The 24581-nt window shown below is 63.1% G+C and carries 19 protein-coding genes and 2 pseudogenes; 9 read left to right on the forward strand and 12 right to left on the reverse strand.

Annotation, left to right across the window (positions count from 1 at the left end):
- Window positions 1–75: 75 nt before the first annotated feature.
- Together A39O_RS0118765 and A39O_RS43625 are read left to right on the forward strand one after the other, a co-directional pair.
- Window positions 76–312 (forward strand): hypothetical protein, encoded by a 237-nt coding sequence (locus A39O_RS0118765; RefSeq protein ID WP_169338462.1) that lies wholly within the window; start codon window positions 76–78, stop codon window positions 310–312.
- 368 nt (window positions 313–680) lie between these two features.
- Window positions 681–887: pseudogene (locus tag A39O_RS43625) on the forward strand (winged helix-turn-helix domain-containing protein); the annotation flags it as partial.
- 31 nt (window positions 888–918) lie between these two features.
- On the opposite strand, the gene A39O_RS40975 reads toward A39O_RS43625, so the two are convergent.
- Complete coding sequence (locus tag A39O_RS40975) at window positions 919–1221, reverse strand: DUF2252 family protein (RefSeq protein WP_020506207.1); 303 nt, start codon at window positions 1219–1221, stop codon at window positions 919–921.
- A gap of 206 nt (window positions 1222–1427) precedes the next feature.
- Entirely contained in the window at window positions 1428–3194 is a 1767-nt protein-coding gene (locus A39O_RS38795) for a transcriptional regulator (protein ID WP_157640257.1), read from the reverse strand.
- 680 nt (window positions 3195–3874) lie between these two features.
- Here A39O_RS38795 and A39O_RS34225 point away from each other — a divergent pair.
- A pseudogene (locus A39O_RS34225) lies at window positions 3875–5204 on the forward strand (IS701 family transposase).
- 451 nt (window positions 5205–5655) lie between these two features.
- Here A39O_RS34225 and A39O_RS42770 read toward each other — a convergent pair.
- Together A39O_RS42770 and A39O_RS0118795 are read right to left on the reverse strand one after the other, a co-directional pair.
- Window positions 5656–5838: a type II toxin-antitoxin system TacA family antitoxin gene (locus A39O_RS42770; RefSeq protein WP_245561931.1), complete on the reverse strand. Its 183-nt coding sequence runs from the start codon at window positions 5836–5838 to the stop codon at window positions 5656–5658.
- Between the two features lie 144 nt (window positions 5839–5982).
- Window positions 5983–6405, reverse strand: coding sequence for a DUF29 family protein (locus A39O_RS0118795; protein ID WP_020506211.1), 423 nt, complete (start codon window positions 6403–6405; stop codon window positions 5983–5985).
- A gap of 301 nt (window positions 6406–6706) precedes the next feature.
- On the opposite strand from A39O_RS0118795, the gene A39O_RS0118800 reads away from it, so the two are divergent.
- A complete protein-coding gene (locus tag A39O_RS0118800; protein ID WP_020506212.1) occupies window positions 6707–7453 on the forward strand; it encodes a DUF2202 domain-containing protein in 747 nt (248 codons plus the stop codon).
- Between the two features lie 72 nt (window positions 7454–7525).
- On the opposite strand, the gene A39O_RS0118805 is transcribed toward A39O_RS0118800, so the two are convergent.
- The 4 genes from A39O_RS0118805 to A39O_RS0118820 are packed head-to-tail and all read right to left on the reverse strand — an operon-like array spanning window position 7526 to window position 11753.
- Window positions 7526–8860, reverse strand: a complete 1335-nt coding sequence (locus tag A39O_RS0118805) for a sigma-54-dependent transcriptional regulator (protein WP_020506213.1) — start codon at window positions 8858–8860, stop codon at window positions 7526–7528.
- Between the two features lie 5 nt (window positions 8861–8865).
- Window positions 8866–10443 carry a sensor histidine kinase gene (locus A39O_RS0118810; protein ID WP_020506214.1) on the reverse strand — a complete coding sequence of 526 codons (1578 nt, stop codon included), beginning with the start codon at window positions 10441–10443 and terminating at the stop codon, window positions 8866–8868.
- Window positions 10433–10810, reverse strand: coding sequence for a hypothetical protein (locus A39O_RS0118815; protein WP_020506215.1), 378 nt, complete (start codon window positions 10808–10810; stop codon window positions 10433–10435). Before A39O_RS0118815 ends, A39O_RS0118810 begins: the two co-directional genes overlap by 11 nt.
- Window positions 10811–10820: 10 nt before the next feature.
- Complete coding sequence (locus A39O_RS0118820) at window positions 10821–11753, reverse strand: hypothetical protein (RefSeq protein ID WP_169338463.1); 933 nt, start codon at window positions 11751–11753, stop codon at window positions 10821–10823.
- Window positions 11754–12344: 591 nt separating this feature from the next.
- Between A39O_RS0118820 and A39O_RS0118825 the strand changes: the two genes are divergently transcribed.
- From A39O_RS0118825 to radC, 5 genes are read left to right on the forward strand one after another with little or no spacing between them, the layout of a single operon-like run.
- Window positions 12345–14342 (forward strand): type I restriction-modification system subunit M, encoded by a 1998-nt coding sequence (locus tag A39O_RS0118825; RefSeq protein ID WP_020506217.1) that lies wholly within the window; start codon window positions 12345–12347, stop codon window positions 14340–14342.
- Complete coding sequence (locus A39O_RS0118830) at window positions 14339–15466, forward strand: PDDEXK nuclease domain-containing protein (RefSeq protein WP_026199528.1); 1128 nt, start codon at window positions 14339–14341, stop codon at window positions 15464–15466. Before A39O_RS0118825 ends, A39O_RS0118830 begins: the two co-directional genes overlap by 4 nt.
- Window positions 15466–16797, forward strand: coding sequence for a restriction endonuclease subunit S (locus A39O_RS34235; RefSeq protein WP_083924776.1), 1332 nt, complete (start codon window positions 15466–15468; stop codon window positions 16795–16797). Before A39O_RS0118830 ends, A39O_RS34235 begins: the two co-directional genes overlap by 1 nt.
- A complete protein-coding gene (locus A39O_RS0118840) occupies window positions 16790–19708 on the forward strand; it encodes a DEAD/DEAH box helicase family protein (protein ID WP_020506220.1) in 2919 nt (972 codons plus the stop codon). The genes A39O_RS34235 and A39O_RS0118840 overlap by 8 nt, the downstream gene beginning before the upstream one ends.
- A gap of 4 nt (window positions 19709–19712) precedes the next feature.
- Window positions 19713–20375, forward strand: a complete 663-nt coding sequence (gene radC, locus A39O_RS0118845) for a RadC family protein (protein WP_020506221.1) — start codon at window positions 19713–19715, stop codon at window positions 20373–20375.
- 13 nt (window positions 20376–20388) lie between these two features.
- Here the strand turns inward: radC and A39O_RS0118850 are convergent, their stop codons facing one another.
- The 4 genes from A39O_RS0118850 to A39O_RS0118865 all read right to left on the reverse strand — a co-directional run bounded on the left by A39O_RS0118850 (window position 20389) and on the right by A39O_RS0118865 (window position 24536).
- On the reverse strand, window positions 20389–20961 hold the full coding sequence (locus A39O_RS0118850; protein ID WP_020506222.1) for a hypothetical protein: 573 nt from the start codon (window positions 20959–20961) through the stop codon (window positions 20389–20391).
- A 223-nt stretch (window positions 20962–21184) separates the two neighbouring features.
- Entirely contained in the window at window positions 21185–21838 is a 654-nt protein-coding gene (locus A39O_RS34240) for an RloB family protein (protein ID WP_051088852.1), read from the reverse strand.
- A complete protein-coding gene (locus A39O_RS0118860) occupies window positions 21828–23102 on the reverse strand; it encodes an AAA family ATPase (RefSeq protein WP_020506224.1) in 1275 nt (424 codons plus the stop codon). Before A39O_RS0118860 ends, A39O_RS34240 begins: the two co-directional genes overlap by 11 nt.
- 240 nt (window positions 23103–23342) lie before the next feature.
- Window positions 23343–24536 carry a dicarboxylate/amino acid:cation symporter gene (locus A39O_RS0118865; RefSeq protein WP_020506225.1) on the reverse strand — a complete coding sequence of 398 codons (1194 nt, stop codon included), beginning with the start codon at window positions 24534–24536 and terminating at the stop codon, window positions 23343–23345.
- Window positions 24537–24581 lie beyond the last annotated feature (45 nt).

Here is a 24581-nt window from a genome sequence, read left to right on the forward strand (position 1 = left end):
ACATAGCACTCGGTTTGGTAGTTGCACCCGACAGCCGAGCTAACATTTAGCGAAGAAAGTCCGAAGGAGGCGATGATGATCCGAGCGATGCACGCAGATTACCCGTTGGACGACGCTGGCATCGACGGTCGGGAGATGCACAGCCCGGAGGCGGTGCAGTTCGACGTCTGGGAAGCCGTCCCGACGCTGAACTTGCAGCAATGCTGTGGAAAAGAGATGCGCGTGGAGCCAAAGGCCATGGAGTCGCTGGTGTATCTCGCTCGGCACGCGGGCACCGTCGTGTCCCGGAGGAAAAGGGGCAGGCTCAATTGAGGCACCCACCTAAGGCCCGCACAATACGAATTAGTCAGCCTCATACGGTACAAGCCCTCTCCTGGTTGCCCAGGCGTTTCCGTTCGAAGGAACTGTTCGGTCCAACTGGACCGGATTTAACTTCACCCCCTGTGCGTCGGCCATATTAGGTGCTTACAGATCGGCCACTTGTCCGCGCAAGCGAAATACCCGCGGAGATTGGGCATCTCCACCCGAAGAAACCGGCTAACATTGGGCGAAGAACTGCCGAAGGAGCCGAAGATCACCCGAACGAAAGACGAAGAACGTGGTTCGGAGAACGTATCCGGGGCGGGTGCGGACGCGCCTGCCGTTGACCTGATTCGCGGCTGCGCCGGGCAGAGCAGAAGATTCGTCTTGAGCACAGGGTGATGGAGATCCTGGTCTTCCTCTATCGGCACGCTGGCGCGGTGGTGTTCCGCGATGAGCTGTTGGCGAAGGTCTCGCCCAGGGTCGCAGCCGGGGACGCTGCTGTGACCCAGGCTGTTTTCAAGCTGCGCAAGTCATTAGGCAACGATCAGCGGGCGCGGCGCGACATCCAGACGGCGCCCAAGCGTGGTTACCGCTTCGTTGGCCCGTCAATTTGCCCTAAACGCGCACGGCTGCGCCAACCGATCGTCCTCGAGATTGGAACCGCAAACGCGTCTGGCTATGGCCCACGGCAGTGGCGGCAGCAATCGGCACCAGGGCATCGAAGGTGGCCTGCTGCGCCGGATCGAGAAAGGTATACCCGTTGGGATGGCCCTGCCGCTTGGCGTCGAGAATGCGCTCGCACTCATCGGTGCGGTCGTGGACCAGCAAATAGAACCGGGATGTACCCAGGGAGCCGGTGCCGACGCCCAGGCGGCGGGCGCAGTCGAGCATGCCTTTGCGGTTGGACTCAGCAGCCACTGAGTCCAGAAAGCGCCGCGGTAGAACGTGAATCGCGAGGCCGCCATGCGCAGGTACTCTGCCCAGCCCTCCGCGGGCAGGAGTTTCGCGTGCATGCATTGAGGGCCTCGATGGCTGCCGCGGCGCGTTCGCCTTCGGCGGGCACCTCCAGAGGGTCGTGCGCGGTTCCTGGTCTCCTGATCGTTGACCAGGCTGTATGGTTCATATTATAGATTCAGCGAGCCCAACGCGGTTGTTAGGCGCTCGATCTGCTCGGCATCGGTCATCGGATAGGTGTCGAGCCAGGTACGGATGCTGAAATCCGGTGCCAAGGTCCGGATCTCCTCGGTCTCCCACTCGGCGCCGTCGCGATCGCCGCTGTCCAGCAGCGTCGCGGCGAGATAGACGTGGGCTTCGAGATTGGCGGGATTGCGGGCGATGGCCTCATTGAGATTGATCCGCGCCTGCTCGTCATCGCTCAGAAAGAAATAGGCACGCCCAAGCAGCAGGAAGTAGAGATAACCGGCCGTGGGCTCCAGCCGCATCGCATTGCGCAGCAACGGGATCGATGCACTCGGCTCGCCGACGTAGGTCTTGATGCCGCCCTTCAGCGCATAGGCATCCGCAAAGCCTGGCGCTACGGCCAAGGCGCCATCCAGGTGAGACAACGCCTCGTCGTGGTGTCGACGTTGCGTGCTCACATAGCCGAGTACCCAGTGCGCCTCCGGCATTTGCGGGTCGATCTGCACCGCGGCCTTGGCCATGTCCTGCGCACGGCTGAGGGCCGCGGCACCATCCGCGGCCCACTGGTTACGATAGTCTGCCGCGTGGATCAGCGCGAGTCCGCCATAGGCCCGTGCGAAGGCGGCATCGAGCCTGATCGCTTCCCGATACAGGTCCTTCGCCGTGTCGTTCGCATCCTCGGTGGGGACCAACAGCGCGGCCTTGGCCCGGAGAAATGCGTCGTACGCAGCCACCGAGCGACTGTAGCGACCAGCATCGCGCTCCAGCTTGGCCCGGCCGAGCTGGCTCGATAGGGCCGTCGCGACTTGAGCCTCGATCTCGTCGCGAATGGCGAAGAGGTCGCCAAAGGGTCGATAGTAGCGCTTGGACCACAGTTCCCGCCCGGTCGCTCCTTCCACCAACTGCACCTCGGCGGCGATCTGATCCTGCGTGCGTTGGACGGCACCGAAAACGCGAAACTCCGCGGCCGCGACCTCGTCCGCCGTGGCCGACCGCTGTGCGGCATCGACGCGAATCACGTCCAATTCCGAAATCCGTGACAGATCCATCGCCAACTCCGACGCAAGTCCACGCGCAAGGTAGCGCTGTTCCGGATGCTCGCCGAGCACGTCGAACGGCATGACCGCAACCGCCGGGCGGTGAGCTTGTGGTGGTTGCGTGGCGGCTGCGTTTGCAGGGGAGATCGCAACCGCGGTGACGGCCTCGACAACAGGCGGCGACGGCCCGGCACGGCGATGCAGCGCGACCGCCACCACCAGCATGCAGCCGATCGCCGCGGTTGCAGTCGCCGGCCAGAGCCAGGCCCGCGTCCTTCCGGAATTCCTCTTCCCTGCTGGGAGTCGGGCCACTGGCAGGGTATCGCCGACAGCGTCCGGCGTGCCGATTCGCGCCACCAAGCGGTAGCCACGCTTCGCCACCGTCTCGATGTAGAGCGGTGCGCGCGCATCATCGCCGAGCGCCTTGCGCAGCTTGATCACCGCCTGTGTCAGCGCATCGTCCCCGACCACCACACCCTGCCACACCGTCGTCAGCAGAACATCCCGGGGCACCACCTCGCCGACCCGCCCGATCAGGAAGATCAGCACTTCCATCACCTTGGGTTCCAGGCGAACCTGCTGCTCGCCCCGCCGCAGCAGGTTCAGCTGCGCCTCGACATACCAGTCCCCCAGCCGGATCAGACACATACCGGCCGTATCCGCGCTCCTGCCGAGAGCTTCCAGACCGCGATCATCGTTGTTCGTTCGGTTCATCGGCGGCTCCAGCGGCGGTTCTTCGTCCAATCTTAGCCCGTTCGGCGGGCGGAGGCGGCTGGTCTTCCCCAACCTGTGGTTTGAGCAGCGAGACGCTGCGCGGGGCCTGCGCCCCGCGCCATGCGGCGGAGGGCAACAACAGGCGCCCGGGACAAACGGCACCGAGCAGTCCGAGTTTGACGTCGAACCACCCCGACCTTCGCTCCTCGACGGCGACCCTAAATTTCACCGGCAATCAGAAACGGCCGCTGTTGGCGTCGGCGTCGCCAAAAAGATGCTGCGCCGCTCATTGCCGCGTGCCGTCTCGTGATCCCGCGTGCCGGCGAACTCCAGCCGCAAAGGCCCGGCCATGGTTTCACTCCCGCCATTTTTCACCGCGGCAAGCCTAGAACAAGGTCGGAGGGTGTGCAATGTGAGACCCCGTTTTTCTTAACTGAAGTTTCCTACTATTAATTAATGGGAAATACACAGTATGCAACGCGAAAAGCGATATACTTATCGCGTCTCCAACTAGTGGTAGCTAATATACGATATCAGCCGCTCAACGGCCTCGCTGAGGGCGCGGAATAGCGGCCTATTGCGATGACATTTCAGCGACTTAAAGGTGAATGAGGACTCTGTTCAGGGTATAATCGAAGGTGCCTAAACCGTTGATTAAAAAATAAACGAGCCCGCATTCCATGTCGATCTTACCCGCTCTTGCCGTGCAGTTCCAAGCCCTCTTTCCGGCGACCGCGCATGGCCAGCGGCGCAGTCGCTGGTTCATCCTGACGCTCCAGGCGATCCTGGTCCCGATCACCGCCTCGCGCACCTCCAACTTGTTGCGGGCGATTGCCACCTTGTTTGGCGTGGTGATCGCCCAGTCGCGGTACTACACCTTTATGGCGTCGGTGAAATTGCCCTGGAGGCGGGTCTGGGAGATGCTGTGGCGGGCCATCCCCGACCCGCTGACCGCGGGACGCTTGCTGCTGGCGCTGGATGATTCGCTCAACCCGAAGACGGGGCGCAAGGTGTTTGGCTGCCAGACCACCTTTGACCACGCGGCCAAGGCGAATCAGAGTCGGTATCCCTGGGCGCAGACCATTGTGACGGTGGTCCTGCTGAAGGTGATTCACGGCCGGTGGAGTGGCGTGCCGTTGGCCTTCGCGTTCTATTTACGCCGGATCACGCTGCGCGCTCACTGCATTCGCGTGCGCGGCGACGCCGTGCGGTTTCAGACCAAGCTGGCCCAGGCGGTCGCGCTGATCGCGCGGATCGGGGCGGTCTTCCCCACCGTCCCGGTGCTGGTGGTGTGCGACAGTTGGTTCGGGGACAAGGGGTTGTTCAAGCCGTTACGGCAGGCGTTGGGACCGCGCGCGCAGTTGCTGTCGCGCCTGCGCACCAATGCCGCATTGTATGATCTGCCGACCCCCACGCCCGGGCGCGGCGGGCGTCCGTGCACGTACGGCGAGCGCTTGGGCAACGCGGAGTCGTTGGCCACCACGCTGCGGCCGAGTGCGCAGGCGTATACGTTGAACCTGTATGGCACGCTGCGCACGGTCATGGCGGTCGACCGTGTGGTGATGCTCAAGACCCTGCGCTGCCGGGTGCGCGTGGTGTGGGTCTTCCGCACCACCCAATGGGTCGCCTTGGTCACCACGGACTTGGACCTCTCCGTCACGCAGATTATTGAATATTATGGCGCGCGCTGGAAAATTGAAGCCGGATTCCGAGAAATCAAGCAGGAGATCGGCAGTGCCGAGACGCAAACGCGCAACCCCGATGCCGTGACCAATCATCTGAATTTCTGCATGGCGGCGACCGCCATCACCTGGATCTACGGCGCGCATCTGGAGCACGCGCCGCCGCGCCGGTATTCGACCACCAAGCGCACCGAATATGCCTTCGCCGACCTGCGGCGTCGGCTCGCACAGGACCTCGGCGGGGAGGGTTTTGGTATTGATTGCGGGGGGGGCCAACAAACCGACGCAAAATCCCCTGATCGCCGCGGTGATGCGGCTCGTGGCTTAATTGAAAACAGGAAACTTCAGAACATAAAGGCTTTTTGTTGCTCCACAATCTAACGTAAGGTGATTTCCGCGAAAAATCCAACCCGTAGGAGCCCGCTTGCGGGCGACGGGTGGGGCACAATGACGCGNTTCCGGCAGGTCACGTCGCCCGCAAGCGGGCTCCTACGGAGCTTGATTCTTGATAGCGTCTTATTCGGAAATCGCCTAAAGTCCGACAGCACGTAGGATGGGCAGAGCGAGAGCGATGCCCATCCGGCCACCGCGACGCTTGAGGATGGGTATCGCTCTCGCTCTGCCCATCCTACCGAGAGGCCCGGCCCCATCGGTTCTGATCACACTCGCCGCGACCTGGTCGGCGATCCACACCGCCCCATCGCCGAGGGCATGGACCTGGGTGTTCGTCCCCCAGCCCGCCGCGATAGCACAGGCCAGCGGACGGATACGGTAGCCGGTCATTGCCTGACTTGTTCGGTATGACGGTCGAAAGCACGGGCCAAAGCCGCGCGGGGCTCGACAGGTCCATCAAGGGCAGCGAGAAAGGCTTTAAAATCCATGGCTGTCAGGGTCATCGACTCATTCGCCTGCACGACTTCCGCGGCCGCAGCCAAGGCGTGGGACAGCACGAAGTCAGACACGCTGGTCTGGGCGTAGGCGGCTGCCTTGTCGAGTAACTGCCGCGCACGGGAGAGTCGCAGCGGATGTTGAGGCGGCCGTCTTTGGTCGTGGTGGTGCTCATGCGAGACTCCAGACTGGGATTCATTCGCATCTCAGGTTCAGGGCTAAGCGCTGATGATCGACAGCGCGTCTTGTTTCAGTTCGTCTATCTTGAGTTGCGCAGCGAGCTCGGCCTCGTCGTGTCGGCCCTCGAAGGCCTCCAGGGAGGCTTGGCGTAGCGCGGAGGGCAGGACCTCGTCGATGGCCTCGGCGAGCTCCGCGTCGTCCAGGTAGATGCCGCCGGAGCGGCGGCGTTTGTTGACGCGGCGGATCGCGTCGGACGCATTGCGGATCGAGACGTCCCAGGAGCGGGTGGTGCGGTGCTCCACTCGCTGTTTGATGAGGTGTAAGAGCAGGACCTGGAGATAACTCTCGATCTTCTGGATCTTGTCGTCACGGCTCATCTCGTCCAGCTCCCCGATCAGGATCAGGGCCTCGGCATAGCGGCCGTGTTCGATGTGTTCACGCAGTTGCAGCAGTTCGTCCATCGCGTCCCCCGCCGAATCGCCGGGAAGTCCGGCGGCAGTACGCGCAGATCTTAGGCGATTGCCGGAATATTCTATAGCAGATCGCGAAGGATTAGCGTCTTCCTTAGCGCTGCGACGTGCGGCTCGATGCGCATGACCACGCTTGGCGCGGTCGACATTTCTGTCGAGCCTGATCGTCTTCGTCGAGGTCCAGGCTTGGCGAAAAACCATAAGTGATAGAAATAAATTAGTATTTTTTGTGGTACGGATCGTGCTTAGAGGCTCATGACAGCATCTCGCTGCACCCCACGAGGACTCTGTGATGAACCTGAACTACCGTCTGCTCCCGCTCGCCCTGACCGCTGTCCTGGCCGCCGCGCCCGCCCTGGGTGCCGGTCCGCGCGGCACCCGCCCGGTCCTGCCGACCGTCGACGCCGGCGAAGCCGCGTCATTGACCTTCATGCGCGAGGAGGAAAAGGTGGCGCGTGACACCTACCTGGCCATGGAGGCGCGGTGGGATGCGCTGCCGTTCGCGAACATCGCCCAATCCGAGCAACAGCATATGGATGCGGTGAAGGCCTCGCTGACCAAGTATGCGCTGCCCGATCCGGTCAACCCGGACCTGCCCGGTGTTTTCGACAATGAGACCTTGCAGCAGATGTATACCGATCTGCTCGCCCGCGGTGAGACCTCTTACCTCGAAGCCTTGCGCGTCGGCGGGTTGATCGAGGAGGTCGACATCGACGATGTGCAGGACGCCATGGACGCCACCGACAACGCGGATCTCAAGACGATGTACGGCAATTTGCTGCGCGGTTCACGCAACCATTTGCGGGCCTTCGCCGCCGCGATCGAAGCCCTGGGCGTGGTCTATGAGGCGCAGCATCTGGAGCAGGCGACCGTGGACGCGATCATCGACAGCCCGATGGAGCGCGGCGGCATGGCGGGCGCGCCGGCAACAGACCGGGTGCTGGCGGCGCTCGATGATCGCGAAACCATGGCGCGCGGCGGTGCCGGCCAGGGGAGCGGCCAGGGCAGCAAAGGCAAAGGCAAGGGAACTTGCTCCTGACGCGCATGCGTCCCGCGGCGGCCGGGTCCTGGTCTGATTCGCGTTCATTCGCAGCGAGCTGTTCCGACAGCATCAGCCTTCAGGCCGCCGAATCCCAAACTTACCCATCTTGTAACGCAGCACCCGCTCGCTGATACCGAGTACGTCGGCGGCACGGGTCTGCACCCAGTCGGTCTGGTTCAATGCCGCGATCAGCAGGTCGCGCTCCAGGCTGTCCAGCCGTTCCTGCAGCGGACCCGGCTCAGTCCCCTCCGCTTGGCGGACCTCATCGGGCAGGTCCGCCGGCTGCAAGCGGCTGCCGCGCGCCAGGGTCAGGCTGCGCTGAATGATGTGTTTGAGCTCGCGCACGTTGCCTGGGTACTGGTAGCGCACCAGCAGGTCCAGGGTTTCGGGTGCGAACTGCATGGGTCGGCGCGCATACCGGGCGACAAAGTGATCGATCAGCGCCGGGATATCCGCGCGCCGCTGACGCAACGGCGGCACGGTGATGTCCAGGACATTGAGCCGAAAATAGAGGTCTTCGCGAAAGGCGCCGGACTTGGCCATCGCCTGGAGATCACGGTTGGTCGCGGCCACCACGCGGGCGTTCACGGCGATGTCGTGCTCGCCGCCGACCCGGCTGATGCGCTGCTCCTGGAGGGCGCGCAGGAGCTTGGACTGGAGCGCCAAGGGGAGTTCCCCAACCTCGTCCAGGAACAGGGTGCCGCCCGTGGCCTGCTCGAAGCGTCCCCGATGGTTGCGGTCGGCGCCGGTGAAGGCGCCTTTTTCGTGTCCGAATAACTCACTCTCGAACAGGTTCTCCGGGATCGCCGCACAATTGACCTCGACGAAGGGCGCCGTGGGCGTCGGTCCGAGCAGGTGGATGAGGCGGGCGATGAGATCTTTGCCGGTGCCGGTCTCGCCCTGAATCAGGACGCTCCAAGGGCTGTCCGCCACCCGCCGGACCCGCGACAGGGTGTCCTGCATCGCGGGGCTGGAGCCGATGATCTCCAGCGGCAGGGGGCCGGATTCCAGTGCCTCGGTCACCCCGGCCACGTCCTCGGCCACGGCGAGGTCCAGCTCGATCTGCTGGATTTTCTGCCGCAGCACCATCAGGTCCACCGGCTTCTCCAGGAAATCGTCGGCGCCGAGCTTCATCACGTTCACGGCAGTCTCCACCGCGCCATAGGCGGTGATCATGATGGCGCGCACCAGCGGGTTGCCGGCCTTCATGCGCGCCAGCACCTGGTCACCGTTCAGTCCGGGCATGCGATGGTCCAGCAAGGCGAGTTGAACGCATTCGCGGCGAAACAGGGTCAGCGCTTCCTCTCCGTCAGCGGCGGCCAGCACCCGATGGCCCTGTTTTTCGAGAAAACCCGCCAGCAGTTCACGCTGCATCGGGTCGTCGTCGGCAATCAGAATATTCATGTTGTTCAGATACGACCTTCGTCGGATGGACGCGACGGCAGCGTGAGATGCACGCGCAGTCGACCGGGCCGCGGCACCTCCAGCGTGAGGCTGCCGCCGTGGGCGAGGATGATGCGCCGGGAGATGGCGAGTCCCAGTCCGGTGCCCGCGGTCTTGGTGGTGAACCAGGGCTCCAGGAGGCGCTCCACATCTTGGGTTGGGACCGCTAAGCCATCATTGGCCAGCGCCAGGTGGGCGCCATTGGCGTCGGGCCAGACCTGGATCTCCAGCACGCCGCCGCCTTGCGCCTCCAGCGCGTTGCGCAGCAGATTGTCGAGCACCTGCCGCAACAGGTCAGGGTCGCCCAGGGCCCAGGTGGCGGGGTTCAGCGTGAGTGCGAGTTGGAGCCCGGCCGCCGCGATCCGCTGCCGGTAGAGGCTCAGTTGATCGGCGAGCAGCGCGTCCAGTGCGATCCGCTCCTGCCGCGGCCGCAGCGGTCGCGCATAGTCCAGCAGGCCAACGACAGTGCCGTTGGTGCGCCGCACCGCGGCCAGCACCAGGTCCACCAGCCGACGGTGCTCGGCGTTCAGTTCGTCCGCCTCCAGTTGCAGGCGCTGGAGGCCCATCGCCATGGCGTTCAACGGATTGCGGATCTCATGGGCGATGGCGGCGGCGGCCCGACCCAGGCCCGCCTCCTCGCGCTGCCGCGACAGCCGTCGCTCATAGTCCAGACGCTGGCGCTCGTGGGTGCGCTGATGACGGATCAGCACCCAGGTCCCGACACCTCCGGCCAGCGCCAATACGACGACAAACCCGAGGAACTCCCACCACAGGCGGGCGCGTCTGGCCAACAGCGGTCCGGCATCCAGCTCCAGGACCAGACGTGCGCCGGCGACCAGGGCGCTGGCTTGGGCCACGCTGGTTCCGTCCGGACGCTGATGCAGGGTGACCGGGAGTGGGTCGGCGCCGGTCGGCGGCGCGGCATCGTGCGGCTTGCCCTCCAGCCGCACCGTCATCACGCCGGGCAGGTCGGCGACGGCCGCCAGTGCCTGGGGCAGTCCGACAGCCGCTTCCAAGGCTTCGGTCTGGCGACTGTCCATGCCGACCAGAACACAGCCGCGGTTCGCGTCGGGCGCGACCCCGAGCACGAGCGTGTGCGTTTCGGCCAGGCGGATCAGGCGGTCCAGGCGGGTGCAGTCCAGCGTCTCGCCCGGCTGCCAATCCTCCGGGCCCTGAATTGTCGTTCCATCGACGCGGACGATGCGGATCACGGACAATCCGGCCTGGTCGGCGAAGGCGCGCAGCTCATCGGGGCGAAAGGGGGCGATTTCGTCCAGGTAATCGACGAAGTGCGCCGAATTACCGAGAAAGCGCATCAGGATGGCGGCGGTGACGTCTTCCGCGATCAGCGCGCCGCGGGCGTGCAGGATCACCGCGTCGGCCAGCAGGTGGGCACGGACTCCGGCATCGTCGAGAAAAAGGCGCTGCGCCTGTCGGGTCTGCACAAAGAACCAGGCCAGCACCAGCGTGAAGAGCAGGCCGAAGACCAGGAGATGCCCCAGCCAGGGTGGCGGCAGACGGCGGCGGTTGGGTTCAGCGTCCACCGCGTCCTCCGCCGAGGCCGCGTTGCGCGCCGTGCATCAGCCGTGAGCGCACCCCGGTGCGGTCACGCTCGATGCCGTCGCGTTCGAGTGGGACCAGGCGTGCATGCGTCCAGGGGTCCGCGTCCCCAGGCGCGGCGGCAGGCCATAACCGGACCCGTTGGCCCACCGTGATCCCAGGTGGCAGGCGCTCCTCTCCAAGCGGGATGACCACCCGCCCGGCGGTGTCTCCCGTGGGCTCCTCCAGGGTCAGGATCACCTGATCGGGCGCAATGGACAGCACCCGCGCCAGCACCGGGTCCGGTGCGCCGGCGGCGGGTCCGACGAGGGTCGCCGTGGCGAACCACAGGCCCAGCGCGGCGTGCCGCATCAGAGTAGGGTTAAAAAGACCAGGAGAGGCCACACTGGGTCACCTGCTGTCGAAACGCCCGCGTGGCGATCGTGGATTGGCTGTTGATCCAATCGAGACTGCAAAATAACGCGGCCTGATCGATGGTGCGCCGCAGGGTCAGGCCGGCGGCGAGTTCGTTATCGACCCGTTCCTGTTGCTGCGGTGCCCGGTCATAGGCGGTGCGCGACCAGCCCAGACCCAGTTCCAGCGACCAATCGACCGCCGGTTCAGCGCGGATCTGAAATCCCGCGCCGCTCCGGACATAGGCATCGACTGGGACCGGCGAGTTGCACCGGGTGATGGCGGCTGACAGAACGCTCGTCAGCGTCGGCGACCAGGCGTGGGTGACATCGATTCCCAATCCGGACAGCAGGTCGGTGCGGCGCACCGCCAGGCCGCCGCGTGCCCGCCCGGACTGGCTCGCCGCCGGGAGGCTGGGACCGGACCCGGGCCGTCCGGCCCAGGGGAGCGATGGATAAATGTACGCGAGTTGGCGGATCTCGGCGGTGAGGTTGAGCGAGTCGCGGGCGGTCAGAATCCGCTCATAGCGAAGCGTCAGCGCCGCCTCATTACGCGCATCCGCCGGCACCAACGCATCGCGGTAGGCGGCCACCGCTGCCGATAAGGTCATGACACCGCTGTCGTCGGGCCATGTACCAGACCAATCGGCGTTCAGCGCGAAGCGGTAATTGTCGTTGGCCGCCTCGTAGTCGGTATAGAAGCCGCTCGCCCCGAGACTGACATCGGCCCCGCCCAACCCGATCGGCTGCACTGCCGCGAAGACATAGCGCGCAAAGGCCAGCCCGGTTGCCTCATGGCTCTGCGCGGGGTTCGAGTCGTAGCCGGCGGAGACGTCGCCCTCCAGCTCTCCGCTCAGTGGAGCGGCCAGGATTGGCCCGGCCGCGAGCAGCGCCAGCGGCAAGGTGCAGCGCCGCGCGTGCGTGCGACGGGCGGCGTTTCGGTTGGATTGCGCGCGCTGCGGCACGTGAGTCCGTGTCGCTTAGCAGCCGGCTATCGACGGGGCCGAATCGTTTCGACTGCACTCACAAACGATCAGCAGGCGCCGTTTCGGGTTCTTGCTTGGGACACGACGCGCCGCGCCTCGGTGTCGGCCGCGGCGTTTGTTCTCCATCTGCTGGGGGTCGTGCTGCAATCTACGGGTTCGCAAAGTAGGAGAAGAGACTTAACATTTTAATATTAAAAGATTTTCATGTCAATGACCCGGTTGCCCGATGGACCCTGCGCAAGGTGATTTCCGCGAAAGGTCCAACCCGTAGGAGCCCGCTTGCGGGCGACGGGTGGGGGCAGAATGACGCGATTCGGGCAGGTCACGTCGCCCGCAAGCGGGCTCCTACGAAGTGCGTGCGGGCGCGACGGGCCTCGTCAACGTCCGAAGCGTCGCCCGCGGTGATCGCGGCCGGGCCGTGACGCGCCCGACGCGCTAAGATGGTCAGGCCCCCGTCGCGGGTGGTCGAATGTATTCTCCGTCGTCCGTCACTGATCGCGCATCCACATGGCCCTCTCGCTCAACAAGCTCAAGCTCGACAATCTTGCCTCCGATATTTGGAAGTCCGCCGAGCGCCTGCGGGGTAAATTCAAGTCCTACGAATACCAGAGCGTCATCCTGCCCATCATCGTCATTCGCCGGCTGGAGTGCGTGCTGATCGACTGGCGCAAGCAGAAGTCCGCCGAGGTGCGCACGAATCGTCCCAACCTGACTGCGGACGAAGTCGCCAAGTGGGTCAAGGGGCTGGAACTGAACCCCCAGCAATGCCCGTTCTCGAATCATACCGACTGGACGCTGCGCTTGGTCTTTGACGAGAACCAGACCCGGCTGGAGGACAACTTCCGCGCCTACATCAACGGCTTCTCGCGCAACGTCGATGACATCATCGAGCACTTCAATTACCGCGCCACCATCGGCCTGATGGTGAAGAACAATCGGTTGGCGCCGATCCTGAACCAGTACAAGGAACTCGCGCTGGGCCCCGGTGACCTCTCCGGGCTGGAGATGGGCTACATCTACGAAGAACTGCTGCGGCGCTTTTCTGAGCAGAGCGGTGACGAGGCCGGGGAGCACTTCACGCCCCGCGAGGTCATCCGCCTGATGGTCGAATTGCTCGATATCCCAATCCCGGACCGGCATCTCTCCATCTACGACCCCGCCAGCGGCACCGGCGGCATGTTGTCCGTGGCCAAAGAGCACCTGCTGGAGCGCGCCGAGACCCCGGAGGAAAAGGCGCGGGTCGACAACTACGTCACCGTTCACGGCCAGGAGTTGTCACCCACCAACTACGCTGTCTGCCAGGCCGACCTGCTCATCAAGAACGACCGGCAGGCGACCGTCCACCTCGGCAACTCCCTGATCCCGGACGACCCCTACAGCAGGGAGCCCGGCGACCAATGGCCGGAGACCAAGTGGCGCTTCCACCGGATGCTGAGCAATCCACCCTTCGGCGTCACCTGGGGCGGCAAGGACGGCTATGAGAAGGAGGCCCGCAAGCTGGAGCGGACCCGCTATAAGGCCGGGATGCCGCGCGTGAACGACGGCGCCCTGCTGTTCTTGCAGACCATGCTGGCCAAGATGGCCCCCGTCGCGCAGGGCGGCAGCCGCATCGCCATCATCTTCAATGGCTCGCCGCTGTCCAATGGCGATTGCGGGAGCGGGGAGAGCGAGATCCGCCGCTGGATCTTGGAGCACGATTGGCTCGACGCGATCGTCATGCTGCCCGACCAACTCTTCTACAACACGGGGATCTTCACCTACGTCTGGCTGCTGCGCAACGACAAGCCGGTCAGCCACCAGGGGCGCGTGATGCTCATCGACGCCCGCGGACAGTTCGAGAAGGAGCCGAAGTCATTCGGCAACAAACGCAACCGCATCACCGACGCCCATCGCGCCTGGATCGAGGCGCGCTACCGCGACGGCTGGGCCGATGACGATACCGATGAGCAGGTCAAGGTCTTCGCGCGCGAGGCATTCGCCTATCACAAGGTCAGCGTCGTCTTCTGGCAGACTGATGAACACGACCAGCCGGCCGTCCTCACCGAGCCCTACCTGAAGACCTTCAGTGCCGCGAACCTCAAGAAAGAACAGGAGTTCCACGCCAGCGACCTGAGCTTTCGCGTGCGGCTGAAGGTGAAAGGCGAGGAGCAGACCGTCGCGTTCACCATCACACCCAAGGACAACGCCGCCAAGAAGTTCAAGGAGGCACTGGCCGGCGCCGAGGAGACGCTGGCGGTCGAATGGACCCACCGGCACTATGTGCAGGACGACGAATACATCCCGCACGGCGAGGACATCGCCGCCTTCCTCGAGCGCGAGATCGCCAAGCCGATCATCCGCTGGGAGGAGACGAGGAAGGACGGCAAGCCCATCCTCGGCTACGAGATTTTGCCGAACAAGTATTTCTACCGCTACCAGCCGCCCAGGCCCGCGAAAGAGTTGCTGGCGGAGTTTTGGAGGCTGGAGAAAGAGGCCGAGAAGATGCTGGAGGGCCTTGCTCAATGAAAATGCCGACGGATACCAACCTGACGAGCGATGCCGACTACCGGCGGTTCATAGAAGAACTGAAGGCGCGCGTCGCGAACGCCCGCATTTCCGCGGCAAGGAAGGTCAATCACGAACTGATCATGCTTTACTGGGATATCGGGCGCGGGATCGTGGAGAAGCAGCAGACACTGGGCTGGGGCGAATCGGTCGTTGAGCTGGTAGCCAAGGATCTCCAGACTGCATTTCCGGGCACAACCGGCTTTTCCGTGCAAAATGTGTGGCGGATGCTGCAATTTTACCGCACACACACCGCTCCTGAATTTCTCGCACAGCTTGTGAAAGAATTGAGAAAGGAGAAGAAAACCGTGCCTGCCCACGAGAATCTCTCACAGCTTGTGAGAGAAATGGTGGCGACGGTGCCGTGGGGACATCACGCAAATGTCATGGCAAAACTCACCGACCCCGCCGCCCGCATCTACTACCTTCGCGCCACCGCGCAATTCGGCTGGTCACGCAATGTCTTGCTCAATCAGATCAAGGCCAGCGCCTACGAACGGGCGGTGACCGAGAAGAAGACCCACAATTTTCCGCTGGCCATGCCGGAATACCTCGCCGAGCAGGCGGATGAAATGCTCAACAGCTCTTACACTTTGGAGTTCCTCGGCCTGAAACGGGCCGTGAAGAAACGCGAGTTGGAGGACCGCCTCGTCTCCCGCCTGCAGGCCTTCCTGCTTGAACTCGGCTATGGCTTCTGCTTTGTGGGGCGTCAATACCGGCTGGCGCTGGGCGAAAAGGAGTATTTCATCGACCTGCTCTTCTATCACCGCTTCCTCAAGGCGCTGATCGCCTTTGAACTGAAGGTCGGCGCTTTCGCGCCGGAGCACGCGGGGAAGATGGATTTTTACCTCAATCTGCTCAACGACAAGGAGCGCGGCCCCGGGGACCAGCCATCGATCGGCATCATCCTCTGCGCCGAAAAGGACGACGTGGAGGTCGAGTATGCGCTGCGCACCAAGGGCAATCCCATCGGCGTCGCGGTCTATGAATTACAGTCGCAATTGCCGGGCGAAATGAAAGGCAAGCTGCCCACTGCCAGGCAACTTGCTGATGTGGTACGGGAGGAGATGGAGGGAGGGGAGTAATGAGCCCGCAGACCAGTTTTCTAAAAGATATCCCAAAGGATTGGCGATCCGACCGCATGGGCAATGTTACCGAGATTCTTTTCAGCAACGTAGATAAGCATACGTTCGATTCCGAGATTCCTGTTCGCCTTTGCAACTACGTCGATGTTTACAAGAACGATCGAATCACGTCCGAAATCGAATTCATGGAGGCATCTGCGGAGCCGCGTGAGATAGCGCGCTTTCAAATTCAGATAGGGGATGTCCTGGCGACGAAGGACTCGGAGACTCCAGACGATATAGCGATCCCAGCTTTGGTGGCGGAAACCTTGCCTGGCGTTCTCTGCGGTTATCATTTAGCACTGATTCGCCCTAGGGCACATCACGTCTATGGACCGTATCTTGCCTGGCTTCATTGCAGCAAAGCGTTCCGCTCCCACTACGAGGCCCAAGCCGTAGGTGTCACCAGATTTGGGCTTTCGCAGGCGGTCTTCAAAGATGCGCGCGTCCCGCTTCCGCCACTGCCGGAGCAACAGCGCATCACCGACTACCTGGATGCGAGTTGCGCGGCGATTGACGCGGCGGTTGCTGCCAAACGCGGCCAACTTGGAACCCTTGGTTGCTTGCGAGAGACCGTCATTCAAACAGCGGTTTGCAATGGGCTAAACCCCAAGGTGAGAATGGCCGGCTCCGACATTGCTTGGATGCCATCGATCCCTGAGCATTGGAAAAGGGTTAAGCTGAAGCGCCATGTCGAAATGCTGAGAGGTCAATTCACTCATCGCCCGAGGAACGACCCTGCATTTTATGATGGTCCTTACCCATTCATTCAGACAGGCAGCATCTCAGCGGCGGGGAAGTTTATCACCGAGTATAGCCAAACGCTAAACGAGTTGGGACTCTCGGTTTCAAAAATGTTTCCATCAGGCACAATCGTAATGACGATTACGGGCGCCAAGATTGCGGAGGTGGCAGTGACTACTTTCGACGCGTGCTTTCCAGATAGTATTGTCGGATTCGTGCCAGATCACTTGCTTGACAAGGATTACCTTTTCTATGTCCTCATGGCCATGAAGCCGGCACTTCTCGGCGCCATGATCGTTACCACCCAGCCCAACATCAATTATGTGCAGATCGGCGGGAACTACATTCCCCTGCCGCCGCTTGCAGAGCAGGAAGCCATCGCCAGTCACATTGAGAGTGAGATGAATCGAATTAACGCAATTCGGGATTCTCTCGAAGCCCAAATCGCCACCCTCACCGCCTACCGCAAATCCCTGATCCACGAATGCGTCACCGGCCAGCGGCGGATCACCGACGCCGACATCAACCGGATCCAAGCCCATGGCTAAGAAGAAGTCCCCGGAGCTTCGGTTTCAGCAGGACATCGCGGACTACCTTACCCGCGAGCACCGGTATGCCGTGCTGCAACAGTCCGATATCACGGACACCGTGAATTTTATCGCCGAGGACCATCTCTGGGCCTTCCTCGAAGCCACCCAGGCCGACCAGATCAAGAAGCTGGCGGAGGATTACGGCACGGACGCGCGCGAGGCGATCTTCAAGGCACTGCGCAAAGAATTGGAGCACACGCCACTGTGGATGCTCTTCCGTCATGGCCTCAAGGTGCGCGGTCTGGAATTCCACCTCTATTATCCGAAACCACGCTCCGCGGCGAGCGCCGCTGCCGACCAGTACGCCAAGAACCGCTTCAGCTTCCGCCCGCATTGTTATTTCGGCGACGCCAATCACGAAATCGATTTCGTCCTCTATCTCAACGGCCTGCCCATCGTGGCGCTCGAGCTGAAACACGAGCTCAATGAGAACGTCCATGACGCGGTGGCGCAGTTCACCAAGCGCGACCACCGGCACAGGATCTTCCGGCATCCCTTCCTCTACCTCGCCGCCGACACCAGCGACCTGATGGCCGCCACGGACCCGCGCCAGGAAGAGAACTTCCGCTGGCACAATCGGGGGCTGACCAATGCCCCGACGAATGCCGATGAGTATCCGGTCGAGTTTCTCTACCGCGAGGTGCTGTCGCCGGAGCATTTGCTGGAGGCGCTGTCCTTCTTCCTCCTGCGCGTGCCGGAGCGGGAGGCCGAGGACGACAAGCCGGCGCGGCCGGCCTTTACGATCTTCCCGCGCTATCACCAAAGCCGGCTGGTGCGGCGCGTAGCAGAGGACATCAGCGCCCACTTCGCCGCGACCGGTGACATCGGCAAGAAATATCTAGCCGAGCATTCCGCCGGCAGCGGCAAGACGTTTTCCATCTGCTGGCTTGCCGACCGGCTGCACAGCCTGTTCCAGCCCGGTACCAACGAGAAGTTGGTGGACATCACCTTCATCCTCACCGACCGCAAGTCGCTCGACACCAACATTCGCGAGGACCTCGAAAAGTTCACCCACCTGAAGTCGGTGGTGGGCATCGCGCGCAAGTCCGATGACCTGCCGCGCTTCCTGCGGGAGCGTAAATCGATCATCGTCACCACCCAGCAGAAGTTTGCCTGGGTGTTGGATGAGATCCGGAACAACCCGGTATTGAAGACGCTGCGGGTGGCCTTCCTGATCGACGAGGCCCACCGCTCGCAGGAAGGGCAGATGGGCGCGGCCATCCGCCTGCCGTTCCGCGCGCCGGGGGAGCCGGACAGCGAGGCACCGGAGGAGGACCCAGAAGAGCTGATCGCCCGGGTGATTCGCGAGCACGACTGCAATCAGTTGTTCGTCGCCTTCACCGCCACGCCGGCACCGGCGACCGTCTCCATGTTCGGCCAGCCATTCGACCGCTACACCGAGGCCGAGGCCATCGCCGAGGGCTACATCGTGGACGTGGCCGCCGGCATCATCTCGTACAAGACGCTCTATCACCTGCATTGCCCCATGGTTCCGACGCCGGACGAGGAGCGGCTCTATCCCAAGGGCGTGGTATCCAAGGTGCTGCAGAATCTGGCCTTTCAGGACGACGGGCTGATCCAATACAAGGCGGAGGTGATGCTGCGGGTCTTCGAGAAGGAGGTGGCGCCGCTCATCGGCGGACGCGCCAAGGCGATGATCGTCGCCTCATCGCGGGTGGCAGGGCTGCGGTATTTCACCATTATCAAGGAGAAGCTCAAGGAACGCGGCGCCGGCTATCAGGTGCTCTATGCCTTCTCGGACTTTGTCCATCCGGAGACGAACGCGGCCATCAGCGAGCACGCGGTCAATGGGTTACAGACGGGTGAACTGATCGAGGACCGCTTCGAGGGCGACGACTACCGGCTCATGGTGGTGGCAAGTAAGTTTCAGACCGGTTTCGACCAACCCCTACTCGCCGGTATGTTCCTCGATAAGCCGGTGCTCGGGCGCAACGCGGTGCAGACGGTCTCGCGATTGAACCGCTGCCACCCCGGCAAGCGGGATGTGGTGGTCGTGGACTTCACCAACAACGCCAAGCAAATCCTGACGGCCTTCGCGACCTATCGGGTCGGCACGCCGTTCGAGCCGCAGGAGCCGGATCAAAACACCTGCCTCGCCCTGCACGCGGAGATCCTCGCCGCGGGGGTCTTCACCCGGAAGGACGTCGGCGACCTGCTCAGCCTGATCGAGCACGGGACCGATGCGCGGGTGCAGTTCCAGGTGAATGCGCTGCGCACGCGCTTTCAGGCGCGGCTGGCCGATTGGGAAGGGCGCAAGGCGTTCGTGGCCCTGCTGGCGCGCTTCGTCAGGAGCTTCCATTTCCTCACCTGTTTCTTCACCTACCCGGCGGCGATCGGGGAGTTCGCCACCTTTGCCGACTATGTCGGTCCGCAGCTCGTCAAAGCAGGGAGCGTGTCGGAATTGATGCAGCAGGTGCGTGCCACGGTGGTCACCAAGGCAGCGGTGCAGTTTCAGGGCGTGACGACCAGTGGCGGCCGGGTCAGGCTGAAGCCGGGCAAGGGCGCCGGCGGTGCCGGCCCGGTGCCGGTGAAGGTCTCGGTGCAGGATGTGATCGCACAGATCCGCGCAACCTACGACATCACGGATGAAGAGGCGCTCTATATCCGGCAGGTGACAGAGGAGAAGATCGCCGATCCGGTCATCCGCACCACGGTCCAGGCGCACCGCGGGAATGTCATCTATCTGGAGGGCGCCTATCGCGGCCAGGTCAATGGCGAGATCCAGTCGGCCTACAACGCCCACGGACGTTATGAAGAACTGACCGACCACAAATACACCGACACCGGCGGTATCTTCGATATCATGGCGGTGACGGTCATTCAGGCCCAGTTGTCCTTGGCGGCCTGAGGCGATGGGCAAGCGCATCCACGAAATTCCGGCGGCGGAGCGTCCGCGCGAGAAGCTGCTGCGCAAAGGGGCGCGGGCCTTGAGTGACCAGGAATTGCTCGCCGTGCTCCTGGGCCAGGGCACGCCGGGCCTGGACGTGCTGGCCCTGGCCGCGAAGCTCGCGCGGCTCATCGACCAGAAGGGGCTGGACGTCAAGGCCGAAGACCTGTTGCCGTTCGCGGGTGTCGGGGACGCCAAGGCGACCTTGATTCTCGCGGCCATCGAATTCGCCCGGCGTCGCATCAAGCCGGAGGGTGCGAAGATCGAGACCCCGGCCGACCTGTTGCCGCACATCCACCATTACGCGGACCGTAAGCAGGAGCATTTTCTCTGCGCCAGCATCAATGGCGCAAATGAGATCCTGAACATCCGGGTGGTGTCGATCGGGCTGATCGACCGCAGCCCAGTGCATCCGCGCGAGGTCTTCGCCGACGCACTCGCTGACCGGGCGTCCGCTGTCATCGTCGCCCACAATCACCCCAGCGGCGGCCTCGAACCCTCACCGGGTGACCTCGCCATCACCGCGCAACTCAAGGCTGCCGGCGCCATCCTCGGCATCGAACTGCTGGATCACATCATTTTTAACCGGGCTGGATATTTCAGCTTCCTGGAGGCGGGAACGCTGTAGCCTCAACCATTCCCTAAGACGCGTTGCCCTTCAGGAGCGTACCCGCGACGAGCAGCAGCAGGCTGACCGCCATCCCCGCCAGAACCCATCTGGTGGAGGCGTAACCGCGTTCGACCGCGGCCCCGATCGCGGCGAGATGCTGCTGTTGGGCCGCCTTCAGGTTTTCCAGGTCGCGTTGCAGGAGTGCGAGTTCCAGCGCCTTGCCCGGGTTGGCGACGATGATCTGCTCCAGCCGCTCCTGGCGTTCCGCGAGGTCTTTGAGCAGCTTCTGGCTCTGCTGCTGTTGGAGCGCCTGCTTGGTGTCCTTCGGCAGGGCGGCGGCAGTACGCAGGTCGGCTTGGAACGACTGCAGGTCGGCGGCAAGCTTTTCAGTCTGGGCGCGGAGACCGGCTATTTCGGCCTGAACCTGCGCGGGGGTGGCCTGGCCGTCCATTGCGGCGACGCCGGACAGGTCGATGCCGCGCACGACGCCGATGAGCGCGACGAGGGCGACGACGAAGGCGAGGACTCCGGCAGCCAGACTCAGTTGCTGGGAACGCGGGCGATTTTTCAGCGACGTAAGCGTTGCGACGATCGCAGAGGCCATGATTGCACTCCTTTCGGTGGTCCGGCTAAGAGACGCGCCATGCGCCCGCGGCGATTATACTGAATCAGGATCGGTCGTTGGTGTTCGGTGGCCGTGCGAATGCTCTGAAATGAAATGTACCAGACCAATCGGCGTTCAGCGCGAAGGTGCAGCGCCGCGCGTGCGTGCGACGGGCCGCGATTCGGTTGCATGTCGCGCCCCGCGGCATCTGCGTCGGTGCGGCTTAGCGGCCGGCTACCGACGGGGCCGAATCGTTACGACTGATGGATTCGGTCAGTCGGAAGACGCTGGTCGTCGGATTGCGGTCGGGCTCGCCTTCAGCTTGGGCATCCTCGTGCAGACGGCGCGCCCGCCGGGAGGCGTCTGTGAAGCCCTCCGAGACCTGATCAAAGTGAAGATGTTTATCGTAGTCGGGAAGGTGATCACGGACCATCCGTTGCAGGTCGTGACGATGACGCGCGCCGGGACTATCCCGGAAATGTAGCCACAACCAAAGCTCGAAGCAGGGATTAGAGACCGCGAGTTCAATACCGCGTGCAGCCGCGAGTTGACGGGCATCATTCAGGTTCGGGTGCTCGTCTACATCAAACGCGCACCAGACCTCGTCGAAGGAGAGGAAGGGGTCATCCTCTCGCTTCGCGTCGGATTCGGCGTCGTACTTGAGCTTTTCTGCCCGGCGAACCAGTGTCAGCGGTACTCCATGCTGGTTGGGGATGACGATCTCGACGGTGTTGTTACGTGCCCAGCGCTCGAATCCTCGGAAATAATCGGGTTCCGTCACTTTGCCTTCACAGACGATCAGTAGACGCCGTTTCGGGTTCTTGCTTGGCGCACGCCGCGCTGGGTTTCGTTTTCGATCGCGGCGCTTATTCTCCATCCGCTGGGTTCCTGGATTTGACCAGATCCCCGAGAAAGGGGATGGCCCCGTAACGGCCCTGCAGGTAACCGCGCTCAAGGTTCTCGGATGGCTGCGGCTTGTAATCGGTCAACGGGTAAAGGCAAGTGGCGCCCTCGGAATCCTTCTCGGTCAGCCAGACCTGATCGCGTCGCAAGGGCGCATCCCCGAGCATAGTCCCGAGCAAGTGCGTGTCGTGAGTCGTGAACAGGATCTGCGCGTTGTGGGAATTCGTGCTCGTGTCGTTGAATTGGCGAAGAATCTGGAGAGCAAGGATGGGGTGAAGGTGCGCTTCCAACTCGTCAACAAGCAGCAGGCCGCCATTCCCGAGAACATCCAGCAGTATGTTGCCCATCTGATAAAGCGTGCGTGTCCCTTGGGACTCTTGCTCCAAGGGGAGCCACGTCTCTTCCGCAGCGTTGCGATGTCGCAGCAGGACCCGAAGACGGATCTCACGGTGTCCACCGTTGAAAACGCCCGAGCCTTGGTCCGTCTCTTCGGTCTTAAGGTCCATTATTCCAACATCGGCCGCGCGCAGCAGTTCGACGAAGCTCGCCAGGCGTTGCGGCAGGGGCTTGTCTTTGGAATCGCGTAACTCCAGCACCATCCGGTACTCGGACCCTCTGTCGGCGGGCTGGACACGGCCTCCTTTTTCGATATTGACTGCCTGTAAGTTACGAAACCAGCCGTAAAGTGGGCCGAGCTGCTGGTGTCGGAGCTGAACGGCAGCGGAAAGAAACAGGGCGTTCGGTCGGGTGACCTGTTCGATCAGCCGGTTCTCCCCAAGCAGTTGGTCGCCAAAGCTGAACCGGTCGTCGTCTCGCACGAACCAACTCTGCTCTTCTTCCCCATTCGACGCGTAAAGCCATTCCTCAACAAAATGTAGGTCATCTGCTAGGAAGCCGTATCGGTAGCGTACATCCGCGATCAGGAGCGTCACCTCGAACAGCGAAGGCTCGGAAGACTGGCCGCCCCAGGCGAAGGGGTCGCGCGGCACTCCACCCTCCGGCGGCCAGGCGCGCTGAGATTCAAGGACCGCATCGCGCATGAACCCGAGCGCGGAGAGCACATTGCTTTTGCCGCTCGCGTTAGCCCCATAGAGCGCAGCCGCCGGAAGCAGTCTTCCGCCGAAGCCCGAGACGTGCCGCGGACGTGGGTCGGCTGGGTCAACGTCGTCCGCCTGCATGGTGAAGGCCTGTTCATCCCGGATAGAGCGGTGGTTTGCGACCCGGAACTCGATCAGCATGAGGGTTTCAAGGCTCCAATATCGAACAAGAAGGTATCCTTGTTTTCCGGCGCGCTCTGGGTTGTCTCAAACAGACGGCGCGTCTAAGAGATTACGCTACCCTTGCGAACGCATCGCGCCGCAGGCCTCGATCAAGATTCCGGCCACTTGGTTTCGCCGGGGTGCGTAGTCAGGCCATCCTGGCCTGACACCGTCAGGGCTGGAAGCCCTGACTACGCACGCCGCTGGCCGGGATTACGATCAAGGCCGCACCGCAGTATCGCGCCGCAGTTCCCGATCCACAATGGCCGCGACCACCAGATCGCCCCACACATTGATGGCGGTGATGGGGTAGTCGAAGAAGCGGTCGACGATCAGATACAACGCGAGATAGGTCGGGGGCAATCCAAGCAGATCGAGCATGAAAGCCATCATGGCGATACCGCCGCTGGGAATGCCGGCGGTGCCGGCGGAGGAGGCCATGGTCAACAGTACGATGAAGACGGCCTGGAGCGCAGTGAGTTCGACCCCGGCCAGGTGTGACATGAAGATCAGCAGGATCGCCTGATAGAGCGCCGAGCCGTGCATGTTCAGCGTCGCGCCGAGCGGCAGCGCCAGGCTGGTGACCCGCTCGCTGACGCCGAAGTCTTCCAGCGCGCGCTTGGAGACCGGATAGGTGGCGTTGCTGGAGGCGGTAGACAGCGCGGTCAGCAGCGGCTCCCGACAGGCCGCGACCAGGCGCCAGGGGGAGCGACGGGTCCGCACCCAGTAGAGCCCCGGCATGAGCAGCAGGGCGTGCAGCACGGCGGCCAGCGCGACCGCCCACACGAAGCTGCGCAGTTGGAAAACGCCCGCCCAATCCATGGTCGCGAGGCTTCCGTAGACCAGGGCGGCGATGCCCACCGGGGCGATGGCCAGCACGCCGTTCAGCGTCTGCATCAGCAGTGCGTCCAGGGCTTGGGCCCCGCTGATCAGGGTTGCACGCTGGTCGGCGGCAATGCGCCGGGCGGCGAGGGCGGCGATCACCGCGACGAAGACGATGTGCAGTACATTGCCTGCCGTGAGTGATGCGAACAGATTGCTGGGGATGAAGTTATCGATCAGCCGGTCCAGGCTGAAGGCGGCGCCCGTCGTCTGGACTTGCCCCAGACTCAGCAGGCCGGCGGGCAGGCCGTGCGCGAACGCGAGCCCGAGCAGGGTGCCGATGGCGGCGGCGACTGCCGAGGTGCCGACATAATAAAGGAAGGTGCGCCCGCCGATCTGTCGCAGTTCGGTGCTCCCCGCCAGCGAGGCAAAGATCGAAACCAGGATCAACGGCAGGATCAGCAGCTTCAGCAGCGAGATGAAGATCTGTCCCAGCCAGGCGACATAGGGCGCACCCGCGGGGAACAGCAGGGCGGCCGCGATGCCGAGCAGCAGGCCGACGGGGACGCAGTAGAGCTGGCGAAGGGTCATCGCGGGTCCTTACAATGCAAACTGGTTGGAATCTTTCGCGGAAGG

Origin of the sequence: Lamprocystis purpurea DSM 4197 (assembly GCF_000379525.1) — a bacterium.
GTDB classification, from domain to species: domain Bacteria; phylum Pseudomonadota; class Gammaproteobacteria; order Chromatiales; family Chromatiaceae; genus Thiodictyon; species Thiodictyon purpureum.